Annotated in this window: 1 protein-coding gene (only partly in view); it reads right to left on the reverse strand. The window is 68.7% G+C overall.

Annotated features, from left to right (window positions below):
- Positions 1–20,682, reverse strand: the 5' portion of a protein-coding gene (locus tag OG254_RS00780; protein ID WP_405576346.1) for a toxin glutamine deamidase domain-containing protein. 13,596 nt of this gene lie to the left of the window's left edge; only the first 20,682 of its 34,278 coding nucleotides appear in the window; the start codon lies at positions 20,680–20,682; its stop codon lies beyond the left edge, outside the window.
- Positions 20,683–20,700: the final 18 nt, after the last annotated feature.

The raw sequence follows: 20,700 nt of genomic DNA on the forward strand, positions 1-20,700 counted from the left end.
CCCCATTCCGCCTCCCGGTACCAGCACCGGCAGGCGAAGGCGGTCCGACAGCTCCTGGACATGAGCGTAGAAGGCATCCCGAGACGTCTCCGGTACGTCCCCCTCCTTGACAAGCAGTTGGACCACAACCTCGTTGTCCCCCGGCCTGGACACCTTGATCTCCTCTTGGAGGTCACGCGGATCTAGGACCACCTGCCCACCGTTGGCCGAGAGCCGCGACAGCGTGCCCTCCGGCGAGAGGGAGACTCGGAGAAGAGCCCGTACCGGCTGAGCGACCAGATCTGCCGCGCCTAGCTGCCACCACAGCACCGGGATCGGATCCCCGGGGAACAGCAGCTCCGTCGTCGTCATGTGGTCACCCTGCGGGAGATCCGACTCCCGCCCCGCCACGGGATCGCCTACCCGCGTCCATCGCGCGGCGGCACCGCCGGGACGAAGGGCTTGGACCCTGCCGTTCCTGACGGTCGAGAGCGCACCCTCCTCGGGGACGAACACGGGCAGTCCCAGCGCGCGGGCCAACGACTCGGCCGAAGCGCGGTCCACCCGTATCGCCGCCGCGCCCTCCTCCGCCACCACATGCAGCTGGACGGCGTGGAGAACACCCGGCCTTCCCGCGACGGCCTCCTCGAGCGCCGAGCGGATCACACCGGGGTCCGGCGGCACCAGGCCGCCCTCCCACAGCGGCATCCGCAGCGCACCGTTCCGGTCAGCGGTGAGCTCCAGTACAGCCCAGCCGTTCCCAGACCGGAGGGCCCCGGAGATCTCACCCCGGTCCTCGCCCCGCCTGAGGAACGCCACCCCCGCGCGCCGGACGACAGGCGCCGCCGCGTGCCTCCTCTGAAGACGCCCCAGACTGTCGGTCGAGTACGGGGTGGCCGAACCGCCCGGCGGCAGGTGCTCGGACCAGCTTGGAGGCGCGGCCATGCTGATGGCCGCAACCCGCCGGTGTCTGACCGTCACCCAACCGTCCACAAAGATCCACACCGATTTCCCGGTGCGCTGGGCCACCGCCGCCGCAAGCGCTTCGGCGATCCGCCTCTCGTTGGTGGTCCGCCTCTCGGCCGCTCCCAGTATGACGAGCTGGATCGCGCGCGCGTTGGTGTACTGGCTCGCCGCGGGGAGCCTCTCGGCCAGCGCGGAGGCGACATCGTCGACATCGCCCAGGTCGCCGGACAGTCCCGGGACGACGACCTGAAGCAGACCGGGGACGGGCAGCAACTCATCGTAGTCCTCGTCCGTCGCCAGGTGCCTGTATCCGGTCACCGACTCCCCGGTCACCAACACGCCCGCGGGCAAGTCACGCACTACGAGGGCGGCCGAAGCCGACGCCCTTCCTCCCGCCGAGGATTCCCCGGGTGAGGAGAACAGCGGCCGCGTCTCCGTGCCGCTGCCGCCGGTCTGTCGGCTGCCACCCGGCGCTTCGGGAGAGCCGTCCGCGTCCGGGCGGGGCAGGAGCGGGGCGAGCGGAGGCGAACCCTCGTCCCAGCCCCCGGCCCCGCCGCGCGGGGCGCTACCGCCCCGCAGTCCCGAGCCGCGAACTGCCCACGTCCCGGGATACAGGGGGGGCACATCCGCCTGCGAAGACAACCCACCCACCGCTTGGTTCCGTGCACCGGGCCCCCAAGAATCCTGGCCCTGGGCCTGCCCCCAACTGCCCGCAGTACGCCCCGTCACAAGACCGTATGCCACTCGCCGCACCACCTGCTCGTAAGGCGAGATCTGCTCGAACGACTCACGGCCGTCACGGGGGAGCTGCCGCGCCAGCGGTGTTCGCCCCTCGCCACCCCGAATCGCCTCAACCACCATCTGGGCCCGGGCCAAAGCCCAGTCCAGCTCAGCAGCACCCTCCTCCAGCTTCCCCCATGCCCTGTCAAACCTCTCCGGAGCAAAATCAGCTTCGAAGGCCGGCAACGCTCCCCCCTCACGCAACGGCTCAAGCCACCGCTCCGCCAAGAGCACCGCCTCGGCAGTTACCCCCCGCCATCCCGTCAGCACAACGGATTCGTCCCTCGCAGAGCGCGCCTGGGCCCATGCGCCCCATGCCGCCACCGCAGCTTCCTCCACCCGAGCCGCTACACCACGCGCCCACCGCACATGGCCCTCTCCCGCAGCCGGGGCCGGGATTGCCCAACTGCCGGGGACGCCCTCGTCCCCGGAACGGACCGGTAGGTGGTCAGCGGCGGGAGCAGACCCGCCCGGATACTCCTGCCCTCCAACGCCTTGGTTGGCGGCCGGGACCGCCCTCCCCGGGGCACCCGCAGCGGGCACGGGATCGGTCGGGCTGCCCGGGTCCGTGGTAGGAACGCGCGAGGTTGACCGACTCGCCTCGTCGGCCGCGGCAGAGGAGGCCTGGCCGGTAAGCCGTGCCATCACCTCCTCCACCCGCGACGAGGGCCCGCTGGAACCCTCAGACCCCTGACCAGGAGCAGACGCCCCCAACGCGTCAGGCTGCACCTCACCGGCGCCACGCCCAACCCGACCAGCATCCCCCTCGAGTGCCGAACCGGAAACCGGCGAAGGGGAGTCGTGCACCCAATCAGCCCAAATGATCTCGTCGCCGCCCGCGGAATCTGCCACCGGGTTCCCAGCCGGATCCGCCTGCCCGGCAGTCTCGTCCACCGGCAGGGAGGCGTAGCGCCCACGCTTGCCATCAGGAGGTACGCCGTCATCACCACCGTCGGGCCGCCCACGCTTACCCGAAGAAACAACACCAACAGAAGGCGCCCAACCCTGCCCCAAAGCCCCCTCGCCCGATGAAGCCACCCCCCAAACAGACCCGCCAACACCATCCCCGGCATCACCCAGCCCCAGATCACCGGGCTGCACCCCCGCCTTCAGTAGGGCCGTCTTCATCTCGTGCGACGCCAGCCTCCTTCCGGACTTGATTCGGCTGACAAGCTCACCAATGCGCACAGGAACAGGAACGCCATCAATACGCTGTTTCGCCCTGTACAGCAGGCGCTTCCCACGCCGGCCGGGATTATCCCTGAAGTATTTCTCCACCGCCTCAATAATCTGATCGTTGGAAGACCTCGGATCACTGGTCAGTAGCACCCCCGCATTCTGCAGAGCCGTCTTCGTCTCCCGCGACGCCAGCCTGCTTCCGCACCTGATTTCGCTGATCAGCCTGCCAATGGGCACACGAACAGGAACGCCATCAACATCAATAACCTGAACTGCCTTGTACCGCAGGGCCTTCCCAACCTCCGCGGGATTCTGCTCGCAGTATTCCCGCACCGCCCGAATAATCACATCATCCGAATATGAATGATTCCGCCCCTTCGGCTGAGAGCGCGGCCGCTTCGCACCGCTACCGCCCCGCAGCCGTGCGGGGGGGGCCCAAGAATCACGGCGGGGAGAGTCAGGCAACGGCGCGTCCCAGTCCACCCCCAGCCCGTCCGACGCCACGTCAGGCGGGGCGCCCACCCGCCTTGCGGGCAGAGCCCCGCGACGCAAGGACCCAGGCCCCGGGGAAGACTGGCGGTAACCGGAGAAGCCGGGGCTTGATCCGGAGGGCCTTCGCTGCCGCCCGCCGTAACCACCAATATCCTCAGAGCCCATCAGGGGAGACCGTGCGGACTCACCGGTCCGTTGCGTAAACCCACGCCCTGCAACCGGCAACTCAAACCCGAACAACGACCCCGACGCCGCTCCAGGCACCGGCCTGCCCCCGGTCATCCCGCCCGGGAAGGAGGTGGACGGACCTGCCACCGGACCCGCCGAACCCGGCCACCCGGACCCACCGAACCCGACCGTGCTCGTGTCCGCCGGTACCGACCAGGGAGAGAAAAACCCTCCGCCCCGATCCGCGTGCGCGTCCCGCGACACCGCCGGAAACTCCTGGGACGAAGCTCGATAAGACGAACCGGAATACGACGGAAGCCCCTCCACATATGCACGCATCGCCGCCATCTCCTCCGGGCCCGGCGTAGCCACACCTGTGGACGCCCCCACACCCGGCGTGCCAGGCCGCGTGACCGGCCCGCCCGGCGTAGCCACCCGACCACCAGGGAACGGCGACGCCGCCCGCGACCCCGACGCCCCCACATCCTGCCCGCCACGGGGGGCAACGCCAGCCGCCGCGCCACCCCCTCTCGCGGCGCGAACCCTGGCCAGATCCGTCAGCCGCACCATCACCACCACATGCCCCGCCTTGCTGGTAACGATGTAACGCCGACCTCTGGCCACCCCCTCCCCCACCTCGGACAGGTGATTCGTGGCGTAGTCAGCTGTGATCGACTTGGCCCGGAGCCCGTAGCTGAGATGGGCCCGGTAGTCGGGCTCGCTGACCACCCCCAGCTCCTCCCCCTCGAGGGTGATGACGACAAGCGCCCGGTCCTCCACAACCCGCAGCGCCACCGCAGCGTCGAAGCTCGCCTGCGCTGCCGACGCGGTGATCACCCAGAGCCCCAGCTGCTCGTCGTACTCCCCCGGTGCAGGCAGCACTGCCCCCGCACCCTGCCCCCTGACCGGAATGTCTCTGGGGGGCTGGGCAGGCTGCTGCGCTCCAGGACCAACACTCCGATGCGGGACAGGCGTCGTGGACCGACTCGGCCACTCCCCCCATGCCATATGGGAACCCGCCAACGCCCCCCTCGGGAGAAGCGGCCCGGCAGCGTCCCACTCACCACCAGCGCCGTCGGAACCCGACCCGCCCCGGGCCACGGGACCGGAAAAGAACGGCGACGCCACCCTCGACACCCGCATGTCACTACCACCAGGCACAACACCCGCCGCCCCGCCACCCCCTTCCGCGGCGCGAACCCTGGCCAGATCCGCCGTCGACACCACCACCACACGCCGCTCCCCACGCCCCCTCCCGCTGGACACGACGTAACGCCGACCGCCAGCCACCCCCTCGCGCAACTCGTCCAGCTGACGCATGACGTTGTCTGCTCTGATCGCCTCGGCCCGGGGCCCGTCCTTGAGATGGGCCCGGTAGTCGGCCTCGCTGACCACCCCCAGGTCCGCCTCCCCCTCGAAGGTGATGACGACGCGCTTCCCCCCCTCCACAACCCGCTGCATCACCGCAGCGTCAAACCTCTTCCGCGCTACCTTCGGGGTGATCTTCCAGGCCCCCAGCTGGTCGTCGTACACCCCCGGTACCGGCCGCTTGGTCCGCTGCCGGGCGGCCGGATGCATAGCCTCCAACTCCTCAACCGAAATCACACCTATCGCCCGCGTGCCGTGGTTGGTGACGGTGAGTCGCTCCCGATCAGCAACCCGCAATGTGGCAAGCTGACAATGAAGTTGGTATTTGCTGATCTCGTCCGTGCGGGCGGGCCCCAGATCCGACAGCGGCACCAGCGCCATCACCGGCTCACCGCCACGGGTGAGGACTACACGAGCCCCGTCCTTCACCTGGTTCACCAACTCAGGCAAATCCACATACGCCCAATGTGTCGTGTCCTCGTAGACCCCCCCGCCCGGCATGTCCAACCAATCACCAAAGCTCGGCGCCGCAGCCCTCGACCCCGACGCCCCCACACCCGGCCCCCCCTCAGGAGCAACGCCGGCCGCCCTGCCACCCTCTTCCGCGTCGCGAACCCTCTTCAGAACCTCCGTCGACACCATCACCACACGCCGCGCCCTAGACCCCGACCGGCTGGTAACGACGCAATGCCCATCGTCATCCACCCTCTTCCGCACCCTGCCCAGGTAATTTATGGCGGCGCCAGCTGTGATCGGATTGGGCTCGGTCCTGTAGCCGGGATAGGCCTTCCTGTAGGCGTCCTCGCTGACCACCCCCAGGTCCACCCCCCTCTGGGAGGTGATGACGACACGCTTCCGCTCCTCCACAACCCGCCGCACCACCGCATCGTCAAAGCTCGCCCGCGCTACCGCCGCGGTGATCTTCCAGACCCCCAGCTGGGCGTCGTACACCCCCGGTGCAGGCAGCACGGTCCGCTGCCGGGCGGCCGGATGCCCAGCCTCCAACTCCTCAACCGAAATCACACCCATCACCGACTTGCCGCGGTCAGTGAGGGTGAGTCGCTCCCCATCAGCAACCCGATATGTGGTAAGCCGCTTACGAAATTCCCCCATGCTGATCTTGTCCGTCTGGGCGCGCTCCACATCCGGCAGCGGCACCAGCACCAGCACCCGCTCACGGCCACGGCGGAGGACTACACGTGCCCCACCCTTCACCTGCTTCACCACATGAGACCACTCCCGATCCGCCTTATCTGTCGATTCCTCGTGGATCGGGCCTGTCGCGGTGGCCGGTCCCCCACCGGGCGCAGAATCCGCCCCGGCAATCACTCCACCAGCAGTCGGCCCGGACAACTCCGGCAATGCAAAAGGCGAGGAGAAAGAGCCACGCCGACCGCCACCCGGCCCCGACGCCGCTCCAGGCACCGGCCTGCTCCCGGTCATCCCGCCCGGGAAGGAGGTGGACGGACCTGCCACCGGACCCGCCGAACCCGGCCACCCGGACCCACCGAACCCGACCGTGCTCGTGTCCGCCGGTACCGACCAGGGAGAGAAAAACCCTCCGCCCCGATCCCCGTACGCGTCCCGCGACACCGCCGGAAACTCCTGGGACGAAGCTCGATAAGACGAACCGGAATACGACGGAAGCCCCTCCACAAATGCACGCATCGCCGCCATCTCCTCCGGGCCCGGCGTAGCCACACCTGTGGACGCCCCCACACCCGGCGTGCCAGGCCGCGTGACCGGCCCGCCCGGCGTAGCCACCCGACCACCAGGGAACGGCGACGCCGCCCGCGACCCCAGCCGACCCGACCACCCCTCCATGCCGGACGGGAAGGAGGTGGACGGACCTGCCACCGGACCCGCCGAACCCGGCCACCCGGACCCACCGAACCCGACCGTGCTCGTGTCCGCCGGTACCGACCAGGGAGAGAAAAACCCTCCGCCCCGATCCCCGTACGCGTCCCGCGACACCGCCGGAAACTCCTGGGACGAAGCTCGATAAGACGAACCGGAATACGACGGAAGCCCCTCCACAAATGCACGCATCGCCGCCATCTCCTCCGGGCCCGGCGTAGCCACACCTGTGGACGCCCCCACACCCGGCGTGCCAGGCCGCGTGACCGGCCCGCCCGGCGTAGCCACCCGACCACCAGGGAACGGCGACGCCGCCCGCGACCCCAGCCGACCCGACCACCCCTCCATGCCGACCGGGAACCAGCCAACGTCCCCCCAGTCCCCCGTCCTCCCCTGCCATGGCTCCATGCCGTAGCGGTGGTCGGTGGGTGGGTCGGTCAGCGCCCGCGCCGTCGAATCCGCCGCCGACGCCCAGGGCAGGGCATCGGGCACCACACGCCCACCGGGGTCGACCACCACCGCCCGCGCATGAAGCACATCCCCCTCCGGCGGCGCATCACGGCCCACCCGCTCACCCGCCGGCGCCTGCAGCTCAACCCACACCACACCCTCACCGGTGAAATGGTGAACCGCAAAGGCATGCCCCACCCCCCGGGAACGCTGGACCAGCACGAGCGCGGTCGCCCCAGGCCCGGCCTCCCGTACGGCGTCGGCGAGCCGCTCCCAGGAGGTCACCGGGCCCCAGTGCGCGCCCGGGGCAAGCATGTCCTCGGCGCGGCCGCTCCCCTCCACCACGTCGTCCACCGCCCGGGCCGGCCGGATCCCGCTGGGCGCCGTGGGGCGAACCGCGGGGCCAAACGCCTCACTCCGGTGCAACTCCTTCCCCAACCCTGCCAGCAGCACCAGGCAGTCCCGCGGGGACACCCCCCGCCCTGCGGCCTCCCCGGCCCGCAGGACCGGGCCAGCAGCCTGCGAGGCGGGGGCCGCACCCGACGCAGACGAGGAAGCGGCCCGCACCCGCCGCACCACACCATCGACCAGCCGCTCCAGACCAGCCACGTCAAGCACCCGCCCAAAACCACCAACCGACCCCAGGCCCACCCGCTGGATGGTGCCCCCCCGCTGCGAGCTCAGCGCGGCCTGCCCTGTCAGCTCTTCCTTGCTGGGGGTTTGCGCGGTGCTCCGATGCATGGCCGCATCATCTTCGGCCCCGACCGCGGACTCGGCCAGGGCCGGTGACCACGCTGCTGACATCGGTTGAGGCCTGGCCGCGAGGTGATCCTCACGGTGCACGGAATCGGCCGGACTCCCCAGGTCCGCGGCAGCACCACGCGAGACTGACGCACTCACCCCAAAACCGTCGGCCGCAGCAGACGAGGCCTCGCCGGTGAGCCGTGCCACCACCTCCTCCACCCGCCGCGAGGACAAATGAGAGCCCTCTGGCCCCTCACCAGGGCCGGACGCCCCCACCTGAGGCTGCAGCTCACCGGCGCCACCCCCAGCCCGACCACCACCCCCATCAACACCCGAACCGGGCATATCCCCCGAGACCTCACCCTCAGAAACCTCAGCGGCCGGAAGTTGGTCTGCTGTGTTGTGGGGCGGGCTGGCACCTAGTGTTTGGGCCATCGGGGTCAGGGGCGATTCGCCGAGCGAATCGGGAATCACCCGCTCAGGCAGAGCATGTGGCTGCGGTGCTGTCTCCTGGCTTGCCGGGCCTGCCGTCTGGGTTCGGGCGGGCTCGTCCAGCGCTGCTGCGCCTGAGAGTTGGTCTGTTTCCTTCGCAGTCGGTGGCTGGGAGCGGTCGTCTGGCTCGGGGACGTCACCCGACGGGGCTGTCGCCCACGACTCATCCGATGCCCGGGACGCATCGTCGGACATCTCTGTGACAGCTGTGTGCCATGACGTACGCGACGGCGATGACGCATCCGAGGTGTCCTCCTGCGGTGATGCGCCCGGCTTGGCGGCCGTGTCGTGCGCGGTCGGATGCCGCGGGATCAGCGCCTTGAACGTGCCGTCCTCCAGCAGCACGTGCACGCGGGGCAGGCCCGATCGGCGTCGCGGGGCCGGACTGTCCGGGTGGAAGTCCAGGACACCCTCGCCGGGCAGCACGACGTGCACCTCCACCTCGAACCTGCGGGCGTACAAGAGCGGGGCGTAGTCCGATGCGGCGTTGTCGTGGCCGGACTCATCCGAGCCTGGGAGCCCCGTAGAGCCACTGCGCTCGAGCTGGCGGGCCAGGAGTTCCACGCGCGCCTCATGCGAAAGCTGCACATTCGGATGCAGGGTGCCGTCCTGGTGGAATTCGGCCTCATGCGCCAAGTCCAGCTCGGTGAGCTCGGCGGCTTCGCGGTCCTCCGAGGTGACCTTGTCCCGGCCCGAATCGGGCTGGAGCCATGTGTTCCCGTCGAGAAATGCAACCCGCAGCCAGGCGGCATCCGTTTCAGCGTCTTCCCGCAATTGCCTGGCCAGATTGGTGCGCACGAACCGAGCAGTTTCCGGCCACATCCCATTACGGTGGTCCTGCCCCTGCGCGGCGCGCTGCGCAGCGTACAGCGAGAGGGGCAGGCCCTCGCCCCTGATCTTCTCGGGGAACTTGGCATCGTGCGGGTCGACGATGTCGTAGACCGTGCCGTGGATGTCGGTGTAGACCGGGGTCCCCTCGTCCTGGCCGGCCTGGAACACGGGGTTGCTGAACAGTTCCTGCTTCTTCAAGGCGTCGCGCTCGGCCCCGGGCCGGTCTTTGGCGGCTGCCGTCGAGGGGAACGTCGATGGTTCTGGCATGTGCTTGCGCGCGAAGTCGGCCACGGCCTGCTGGATTTCGGCTTGGGCGAGTTCTCCCTTCAGCCGCTTGACGTGTGCATTCCGTCCGTCACGCACTTGGCGTGCGGCCTCGAGGCGCTCCTGAAAGCGCTCCTTAAGGAGCTCAGACCTCTTGGCAATCGCCGCGTGAGCGGCGCGTGGCGGCAGGACGTAGGCCGCAGACACGTGGTGGTGCTGCATGGCCTTCTTCACCTGTTGCACGGCCTTGTTATCGTCGCGGAGGGCCTTGCGTTCCTGCTCCAGCTGCAAGCGGAGGCTCTCCACTTCGCCGGGGCGCACGTCGATGATTCTGCCCTTTTCGAGATGCTCTGCCTGGGAGACGCTGAGCTCGGACATGCCGAGCCGGATCACCGACATCATGACGTCTCGCGCCTTGACCGCCCGGCTTCGAGCCTGGGCGAGGTACGCGAATTCGGCGCGGCGCAAATGGACCAGGTCCTGGTCCCCAGCATCTCGGGCTTCGCTCAGCTCTTGTTGCTTGTCGCGCAAGGCCTTCCCGATCGCGTGCGCCTTTATCGCCTCGCGCGCCGCCAGCCACCGCGGCGGAACCTTACCCCGCCAGAGGCCGCCGCGGGACTCGCCTTCGGCGGCCAATTCGGCTGCCAACCGCCGGTTGTCCGGGTCGTCGTACGGCGAAAGGCCGGGCTCGGCCTCGCCAGGGGCGCTGCCGTCGCTCTCCGGCCCGGGGTCCGCAAGCGGGTACCCGGCCGGGTCGGTTCCGTCTTCGGGTTTGTAGGGGACTGGCTTGAGCGCTTCGTCGCGGGCCGTAGGACCTTGCTGGTACCAGTCGAGCTGTTCCTTGGCGCTGCGCCTGGCCTGGTGGACCTCTGTGGCCAGCCGGTAGTGCGCATCTCGCCGGCGGGCCCGCTCGATCTCGTGCTCGACCAGCCGTCGGGCGACGGTGTCGTAGCGCGGCTGCCGCCGCTGGCCATCCGGCTCACGGAGGAGCTCATCCGCCTCTTCCCAGTCGCGCTCAATGGGAATGTCGGCCGATTTGTATGCCTCCTCCGCCTCGCTGAGCTTCTTTTCCAGCTCCTTGACCAGGTCGTAGGCCGCGGTGACCGCACCCGGGAACTGGTCATCGTCGAGGATGCCTGCCTCGCGGGCGACACGCTCGGGTACGAGGGCGACCAGTGGCTTCTTTGAGGTGAAGGCGGCGGCGAACCGCCCGCGGTCCGCGGAAGACGTCCTTCCGGCATCGGCATCGGCTGACTGGGCCGGACGGCGCGCGAGGCTGTCGCGGAAGCCCCGGAGAGCGTCGCTCAGAGCGTCCGTGTATCGCTTCAGGCGGCTCTTGGAGACGCCCGCCTCCACCATCTGGTCGATCGGAATCTCACACAGGACCATGCGCTCGGGCCTGCTCCTCGTCCCCATCCGGGCCGCGTCGCTCACGCCTCCAGCGAGGACGCCGGCCGTGGTGGTCTGGTTCACCGGCAGGGGGTTCTGGGCGGCAAGGGTGGAGGTCGAGGGTCCATGCGTGGGGACCAGGGACGGGTCCACGAACCCGACAACGGAGGATTCAACGTCCGGCGGGCGCTCGCGAAGCTGTTCCGTGCCTGCCTTCATCACGCGGGAGTGGATCAAGAAGTCGTCCACGACGGCGAGCACCTTGGGACGGCGGCCCGGGGTGGGACGGAAGCGCACGGTGAGGTCGCCGGTCATGGAGCCGATCGCCGAACCGTCTGGGGCCGGCGGCGGCCGGTAGCCTTCAGTGCCCATGGCGTCGCGGGCCGCCGATCGCAGGAAGCTGAAGGAGAGTTCCTGCCCCAGCTGCTGGTACGGTGCCGTCCCCGGTCTCGTGAGGGTGCTGAGGCCGACATCCGCTGTCTTGAGGGCCGGTGAACGGAAGACCCGCCCCCAACGGCGCTTGGATTCGGGAGTGTTCACCGGAACCGGGGCGTCCGCCCGTATGGGCAACCGTTTGTCGATGTTCTTTCCCGCGTCCACAGCCTGCTGCCGATGGGCAGCACCGGCAGCGTGGTCAATAACCTGCGCCGCACAGTGCTGCAAATGCTCGGCGTCGGGCACGGACAGGACCGCCACTCCCTGATTCCGGAGCATGGCGACGACCTTGGCGTCCCCCGCCGCCGTCCATGACCCGTCCAGGTCTGCGGGAAAGACTTCGACCTGCTCGCGCGGTGCGTCGGCGTTCCGTTCCGACGCGGTCGCGGGCGCTGCGGGATCCTCGCTCTCGGCGCGCGGAGCGACCTTCTCCGGGGTGCCGCCATCCGGCACGAGCAGGGACGCTGCGTGCGTTTCTACCTTCTTGCCGACGGGGGCCTTGACCGTCACGGTCTCGCCGTCGGAGCTCGTGTAGCTCAGCTCGAGTTCCAGCGGTACCTCGAATTCCGCGTGGCGTCCCTTGCTCTGGATGGCCAGGTGTCGGGTGTACTCGTCAGAACTCATCGCGGTGCGGCTGGTGGGGTTGACGATGGCGGCCTGCCCGCCGAGACTCACCGTGTGGCTGTCAGCTTGGCCTATGGACTCACCCTGGTCGGGGTTACTCTCGGTGGCCAGGGCGTTGGCAGAGGTGATGGCCTGGCCCTTGCCGCGTGTCCCTTCGAACGCCACTTGGGAATTCTTGGTGAGCAGCAGATGCTCCTCCACATCAACGCCGTGCTGCGTACGCAGGTACGTGAGATCACCGCGGATCAGGCGCATTCTCGCCTCACCGGTGAGGGCGCCGGACGGTTTGTTGATGAAGCACCGAAACGTGATGCCCTCGGAGCAGAGCTGCTCGTGGTGGCCATCCAGCGCTTCCGGCGTGAGCTGACTGTTCAACCAGGGGCGAAACCCGCCCAAGTCGCCGATGCTGGATTCGGGCAGCAGACCGGGCCACCTCTTTTGCAATTCGTACTCGAAAGCGCGGACCGCCGGTTCGGGGTTGATCCCTCCCTCCACGGCCGTGTGGACGGGCGTCGAGAGCAGCGGACGCAGAGGACCGGGCTGCACGAGTTCGTCCACCAAGCCGTTGTCGACCTCGCCCAGCCGCCGCGCATCGTCGAAGGTCACGAGCTCGTCCCGCTGCCCGAACACGATGAGCCCCTTGGCGGCGGTGCGCATAGGCGCCCCCCAGCGACGGGATCGCGACTTCCCGTCCACGAGGTAGGTGGTGCTCGTGTAGCCGGCTCTCACCATCCGACCGGATCGCTCCACCTTGATGCGCCGCATGGCGTCTAGGGTCTCGGTCATCGTCCGGGAGCGGAGGCGGTACCCCAGCGAGGCGATGTTCGGACTTGGCGCATAAGGCAGCGCCCCGGTGGTGTCGGAATTGCTGCGGCCGAAGCCCCAGAGTCCGAACCGCCACGTCCAGCCACGCCGCTGGCTGCTGCCCGAGCTGACGGGCATGGCGCCCGAGATGTGGCGTACCGCAACCACGCCCTTGTCCATGACATCCCGGGCATGGCGGCCCTGGGATTGCGCGTGAACGAACGTCTCCGCTTCATTACGCCACCATTGCCCCTGGCTGAACACCTTGTCCCGGGGCCAACCGCCCTTGCTGGACATGGCATTCCAGTGTCCCTCCATCTGACCGTTGCCGGTGTGGACCCCCGCGGCCTCATACTCCTCGGTGCCCGGGGTCTCGAAGGCCCACGCGGTCGCAGAGGGGGCGAGTTCGGTGAACACATTACGTTCGAGACCGGCCAGGAGCCCGGAGTGGCCGATGCGCATGTGGTTGCGGGACACCGTCTCGTCCGCGGAGCGGCTACCTGGGGCATCCTCCAGCAGGGCGAGCACCTGGTCACGGCTGAGCGGGAGCGGCGTGGGCTCCGTGAGCCGGCCCGAGTCGCGGTGCACCGGGCGCACCTGGTGGGGCATGAAGGAATCCGGTTGCGAGAGCTGCCCCGTGACCTTGAAGACCAGCGCTCCGTCCTTTTCACCACTCAGAGGAATCGGGCAGGGCGCTTTCCGGAATATGTTGCCGGTGGACGCCAAGAGCCATCTTCGTGGCCGCTCTTGGTAGGTGGCCGTTACCCGAATTTCTCCGGTGGTGTCATAAACGTGCGTGCCCTTCCCACCCCACGTGCCATACCCACTGCCGGCCTGGAGGTTCGTCTCGGTACCGCGGCCCCGAGCGCGCCCGTACAGGAACTGCCCGCCGAGCCCGAAAAGACCTTCTCCGGCCAGACTCACTCCGCCCGTCACGTCCGGGCCCGCCCGCCACCCCTGGGTGACCCACATGCGCTGGGACGTACCCGTGGTGGCGAAGAGTATGTTCTCACCGACAATGTCAGGCCTTATACCCATCCATCTCGGATTCTCCACCCAATTCCCCCCATGCACCGTCAGGGTGAGTGCGTGCTTGCACCAACCTCCATCCCGGCGGAGCACCACGGTGTATTCGTCCTTTTGCGGGTTGTACAGGAGACGGACCCGGGTGGCGAGGCGGAGCGGGGAGAAGGACACGGGCAGTCGGTGCTCCGTGTTCCGACGTGCACTCCGGGTCGGCCATTTCCGGGTCCCCCGTCGCTGGACGCTTGTGCCCGCGCGATCCGGATCCTGCCCCTTGTTGCGCGTGTTGCGCGCCTTGCGAAGGGTGTGGGAGGCCTGGCGCGATGCTTCCCGGGCGATGCGCCGCCGCCATGCGCTCCAGGCCGACCGGACAGGCGGATCGACCAGCCGCCGCGTTTTCGGGTTCTGGCGCAGCGCATCCGTGATGGCGTCCGGTATCTGGAAATCCAGGGCCGACGGCTCATCATCTGGTAGGGGCAACGAGCCCTCGTACAGCAGAATGGGGTCGGTAGCTCCCCGCGCGGGGGACGACTTGGTGGGCCGCGGATGCGGCCGGCTTACCGGCGGCCCGCCGTTCCGCGCCGAGAAGAGCGCGGGAGCGGAGTGTGTTCGCGACAAGGTCCCCGTTGGCGTGCTCGGTTGGGTCGGCAGGGGCTTGCTGGTGAGTTTGGTCGACGAAAAGTGAGCGCCGTTAAGCGGTATGACATCTTTGGTACTGCCCACCAGTCTGGGCGGCGGGACGGGTTCTTTCGGTGGTGGCGTCGGCATACGGTCCCGATACTCTTCCGGCAGTGCCGATTTATCCTGCTTCCGCGGTCCGGCGTCCGGGTCGAATCCGCCCCAACCGCGAGCATCCTGCCTGGGTATGTTCAGCACGGCGTACGCGGGGAACCTCTTCGTCAACTCCCTGCCTTGCGTGCCTGCCGAAGATGTCGGGCCATCCGGCGTCGGCTTTGCTGCCTCGTTCGGGGGCGCCGAAGACTCCAATCCGGCAGCCCCGTCAGGGTGGAAGGTGACCTCCACCCGGAAGGGCGACGTGTACTGCCCGTGGACTCCGCGGTGGATCTTTGTGAACAGAGTCTGGCCGCTGTCCGTGCCCGACGTCGCGTCGGTGCGAGACGTGCTGACCTCCCCGAGGAGAGCCCCCCTCCCATACACCAGGGGGAATTTATACGCCGGCCCTAGAGCACTCGTCAGCTGCCCGGTCTTGATCACCCCCCGTTCACGGGAAACACCGGCCTCAGCGCTCACGGACACCCACAACTGGTCGCCGTTGACAGCTCGGTCCAGGATCGCGGGCTGGGAGTCGTCCACGACGGTGCGGTATGTGAAGCGCCCCAGAACCTTCCCCTTGGCATCCAGGAGGTCCAGGGGCGAATGCGCGCCCTGCATTGATCGGATCAGCCTGTTGGTCATCGCTTCCCGGCTGAATGACCTGAGAATGGTCCCGACCGCGGGCATGTCGAGGGTCACCCCATACTGGTGCGCCACTTCCCACACCCAGAGGAACAACTCCGGAGAGGAGGCGAAGTCACCGGCCAGGATGGGCATTTGCGACAGATCCTGCGGGACCCTGATCTTACTGGGCAGCCCAGTGACGCCCTCTCCCCTGCTGGTCAGGCTGTCAGGTACTCGCCACTGGAACCCGTTTCGCACAACGAACCGTTCGCCCCGCTCCTCCACGGCTTGCAGTTTGCCGTCGCTCCCCTGCTCGTACACCTCAACGTCGTACGCCATGTCGCTGACGTAGGTGGAGGAAGGGCCCGTACGGCGTGACATCCGCTGCTCAAGGGACGAATAGATGAGCTCAGTGGAGTGGGCCGTCTGGTTGTAGCTGCCGGCCGGCGTCACAGACACGACCGCGGGCACCCCGACGGCGTTCAGGGCGCCCCCCACGCCGAAGCCGAAGACGCGGTTCGTGGCCTCATTCGACTTCTGCTTGCTGCTATCGGTGTTCCTCTGGGTCCCCTCGGGCCGTACAATGTGCGCGTCCGCATAACGGCTGTAGGGTCCCGTATTGCGTCCCCCGATCCTTGCCATCCGGTGGCGTTTGTCCGCGTCTTGGAAGCGCAGAAGGTAACCATCTCCGAGCAGGATGCGACGCGCCTCCTCGCGCGATTCGCGGCCAGAGCGTTCCGAAGTCAGTCGCGCCCGGATGGCGCCCGGACTCCCGGTCAGGACGTCGAGGACTTCGCGGTATACCTTCTCCGCATCGTATGGGTCAAGGACCTTGACGATGGCGCGGGCCACGTCCTCCGTGGCCCGCAACATGAGGTCCGTGCCGCCGATCGAGGTGACGTCCCGCGACAGACTGACGCCGTCCTCGAAGACGTCCACAGCGCCTTCCTCGAACGACGGGTTGGTGTACTCGCGGTCCAGGAAAGCAGGCCTGTCAGCCTCCAAGACCCCGACCGAAAGCGTCAGATCACGGTCGTTCACAGATTCGGCAGGGGCGCCGTCGTCACGTCGCGGCGCGAACTTGACCTCACGCTGGAGGTTTCGCACATACGCCCACGCCTCGTCGCGGGCCTTCTTCACGCGGGCCTTGCGATCACCGGTGCTCTCACGCACCACAACTGCCAGTTCGCGCTCGACGACGTGTTCCACCCAGTCCCGCTGCTCGCCTGCGGTCAGGCTGCGGAGCGCAACTGTCTTCGACGGTGAGGCTGGAACGGTGGGATATCCGGGGAGCCCGGGCACGTGGGCGGGGTCGCGGCCGTGGACGCGGCGCAGACGGGTGCGCTCGTTCTCCAAGGTCTGGAGGGCTCGGAGTATGCGCTGGATCCGAGGGCGAGAGTAGCTCACCGGTTTCACCGGTTCGGGGGCGAACCGGACGCGCCGTACAGGGGCCGGACCCTCCTCTCGATTCCCCGGCGCCTTGGAGGCCGGCTGCTCCTGGCGGGCGGCCGACGGGCCCACGGCAGTGGCGCCCCGCGCACCGCGCTGCGGCCACCACCGGCTCCATGAGGTACCGCCACGCAACCTCAGCGGCTCATGTCCAGCCCTCTCGTCCCCCTGCGCCAGGCCAGTGGGTCGGATGCTGAAGCCTTCCCGCACGAGATTCCTCGCAAAGGCTTCGGTTTCCGAGTCAGGGTCGTCAAGGCCGCTCTCGTACAGGTGATAGGCAACCCGCCGGACGATCAAGTCGACCTGTCTATTGGACCCGTCCTGACTGACCGGGACGTGCACACGCAGCTCTCGGATCTGGCGTTCGACGAGGTCCTCGGCCTCGTCCACGGACCAGACAAGGCGATCACTGTCGGGGAGCTTGCCCCAGCGCCGTTCGAATGCCTTGGGGTCGAACGAGTTCTGACGCAACCATGCGGTTCCGCCGGGTACCTGCCATGGTCGAGCTTCGGGGAACCAGATGGTGCCCTCAGTGCGTGAGGCCCAAGCGTCGACCCGCCACAGGGGTGTGCTCGCGGTCTGTGCTGGGACGCTGCGAGAGCCCGACGGAGGCGGATCGGGAATGGCCTTGCCCCATCGAGAGCTTGGAAGCAGCACGGCCTGTCTGCGGGTGGGCTCATCACCACGACCGGCAACAGGGAAGGTCGACCAGGGTCCCTCCTTGGGGAACCAGATGGTGCGTCCGGTGCGTGAGGCCCAATGGTCGACCCGACCCCGACGCGAGTCGGCTTGCTCCCATTGGCCAGGAAGCACAACGACAGCCACCTCGGGTGCCTGGCCGGCCAGGGCGGGGTCGTTGGCGAGCAGTTTGCCGAATTCCTCGTCCGAGAGAGGGACGGTGTGCCCGCCTCTGGCGAGGACGACGGTCCCAGGCCGCCCCATATTCTTGATTTCGACCAGATAGACACCGGCTCCATGCTCCCGCCACGGTGGCGGCTCGTCGTGTGGACGGGGCCTTCCCTCGTGGCCTACGGGCCACCGGGCGGTGCTGACGTCGAAGGGGAGCTGAGGCGTTGCGGTGGCCCAGTTTCGACCGCACATCCCGCCCCAAGGCTCGGTGAGCGTTTCGTCATCCAGCAGGATCGGCATCACCTCGTGCGTGAAGTGAGTACTGCGCAGTTGCTGGAGGGAGAGCTGCTGACGACCTGGACCGAAGATGACGAAGTCATCCACCATCTTGTTGATCTTCTGCCAGTGCTCCTTGGTGACGGGCGTGTCGAGGTCCATGTGGAGCACGTGCCGGGCGAGGCCGTCCATGTCCTTGATGCCATGCGACGCCCCTTCCTTGCGCAGCAACTCGTCCAGGACGGGCTCGCTGCGAGGGGGCTGAATCTCCCTGGAGGCCGGCTGCTCCTGCCGGGCGGCCGACGGGCCCACGGCAGTGGCGCCCTGCGCACCACGCTTCCCCCACCACTGCCACCACCGGCTACCGGCGCCGCCCCGCAACCTCAGCGGCTCGTGTCCCGCCCCCCCGTCCTCCTGCTGCCCGGACCGGAAGAAGGGCGCCTCTCTCACGCTCCGGGATTCCGAATCCGGCTCCGGCGGCGAGTCCTCGAGGGCCTCACTCGTGATCCGCAGGGGAGCGGGAACGGACGGTGCGGCATCGGGGTCCACGCCGCGCGGGTCGTGCACAGGGTGGTCGCGGACGGCGGGCCCGGAGTCAGGCAACCGCCCGGCAGCCGAGCCGAGACCGGCATCCGCGCCGGACTCGGTGACCGGGCGCGGGGATGCCACCGACGGGATGGCAGCACCGGTGACCGAGTCAGTGACGGAGTCGGTGACCTCGAGGTGACCGGTCCCGGCAACGGCGGCCGGGGCAGAGGAGGCCTGGCCGGTGAGCCGTGCCATCACCCCGTCCACCGAACCAGGCATATTCCCCGAGACCACACCCTCAGAGCCCTTGGAGCCCGTGGAGCCCGTGGAGCCTTTAGAACCTTCGGGTGCAGGAACTGGTGGGGTGAAACGCCCGGAAGACTCCAGCACCTGGTGCCGCTGCGCAGGGGCTTGCAACGAGCCCGACGTCACCGGCCCGGCCTGGGGTTGGGCCTGGACCTGGGGTTGAGGCTGGGCCTGGGGCCCGGCCTGGGGCTGGGGCCCGGCCTGGGGCTGGGCCTGGGGCCCGGCCTGGGGCTGGGCCTGGGGCTGGGCCTGGGGCTGGGCCTGGGGCCCGGCCTGGGGCTGGGCCTGGGGCCCGGCCTGGGGCCCGGGCTGGGGCTGGGGCTGGGGCTGGGAGCTCACCGTGTCCTGCCGTGGCACCGTATCGATCGGCGGGAGCGCGCCCGGCCGAGCTGACACCTCGCCGGGTCCCGGCTGCTGCGCGGGCGCGGCAGCCGGGGCAGGCGCGTGTTCGTCCCGCCCGGTGAGGGAGACGGCGCCCGTCTCCTGAGTCGGTGCGGTGGAATCGCGGTCCTGCCCAGAGGAGGTGGGGTCCTCGGCATCTGGGCCGGCGCCCATCCCGCTGCTCGCCTGGGGCGGCAGATGCGATGCACCCACCGTCTGGAACCCATCCGGGAGCGGGGGCCGGCTGACCGCGTCCGGCTGCCCCTGCCCCCCCGCCGCCCCGGTGTCCGTCTGCGCGTGCGGCTCCGCCGCGGGCGGGCCTGGGACACCCGGCACCGAACCGGGCCCGCTTGGCCCGCCGCCCGCCTGCGGCGCCAGCGTGCCCGCCTGCTGGTCCACGGCATCCGGCCCTGCGGAGCCGGTACGCGCAGTCCCCGCCCCCGTCACCGCCTGCCCGGCCCCGCCAGGCAACGCATCCCCGCCCGCGCTCTCAGCCAAGGAGTCCGCCACCGACGACCGGGCCCCGCCCGCCCCCACAGCCGGCGCAGACCCCGGCCTATCCGAGACAGGTGTGTCATCCCCGCTGCTCACCACCAGCCCATCCGGCTGACGCCCCGCCCCGCCCCCGGGCGAGAACCCGGCACCGTCCCGCCCGCCATCGAGCGGGGGCCCGGTGAAGACCATGTCGCGCAGCGAGGACCCGGCGGCGACGACGCCCGCCTCGAGCCCCAGTTCACTCGTATTACTCAACCCCGCACCGAGAAATGTCGCCGCATCGAACTTCACCCGGTCACCGAAGAGGACGCTGGTCACCGGGACAGCAAGAAACTCCGCACCACCTTCAGCGACGAAGCCGCGCGAAGCCACACCGGCCCCATTCACAAAATCCTTCGCCGTGATCCGCGTCCCCGGATTCACTTTGCCCAGGACATCGCCGGCCAGATCCTTCTTCAACCCGCCGCCCAACGAGTTGGCCAACGCCTTGCCGGCATTATTCAAGGCCTCGTCGAAAACACCATGGAAAGCACCCGCAAAGCCCCCCATCACACCGGACTTCAAGATGTCGCCCACATCGAAGCCACCCGGACGGCGCCCCTTCGGCCCAGCCACGATCATCGCCAGACGCACCGCGAACGTCTGGAACGCCTCCTCGAACGCCTCCGACAACGAAGGCATCAAACGCGTACGACTGAGCAGCGTATCGAGCACCGTCAGCAAGAACACCCTGCTACGGAGCATCGCCAACGCCGACTGACCCGACGACAACCCCCCCGTGAAAAATGCCATCGCCGCCAGAACAGCCAATTCCGCAAGCAGCCGGAAAAGCTCAGCCATGATCTGCGACTTAGACTCCGTGATATGCATCGAAGTCTCAACACGGCCCCGGGAAATCTCCTCCAACTGACCGGCGAAATCCGCCAGCGCATTCTTGCCACCATCATCGACCAGCATCTTCATCGCACGGACATAACTCTCACCCGCACCCCCGGGAAGAGCATGCCCAATCGACACCACCGACCCCTCGATGGCGTCAGCCAGACCACGCACCTGCCTGGCCAGCGTGATATACGGATCGTGACTCTGGTAGCCAAGATCCTCATTCGCCCTCAGGGGCTTCTCCCCAATGAGAACGACCAGAAGGTTCTCCATTTCCCCCGAGAATTGAAG

This window comes from Streptomyces sp. NBC_01092, assembly GCF_045039535.1.
Taxonomy (GTDB): Bacteria; Actinomycetota; Actinomycetes; order Streptomycetales; family Streptomycetaceae; genus Streptomyces.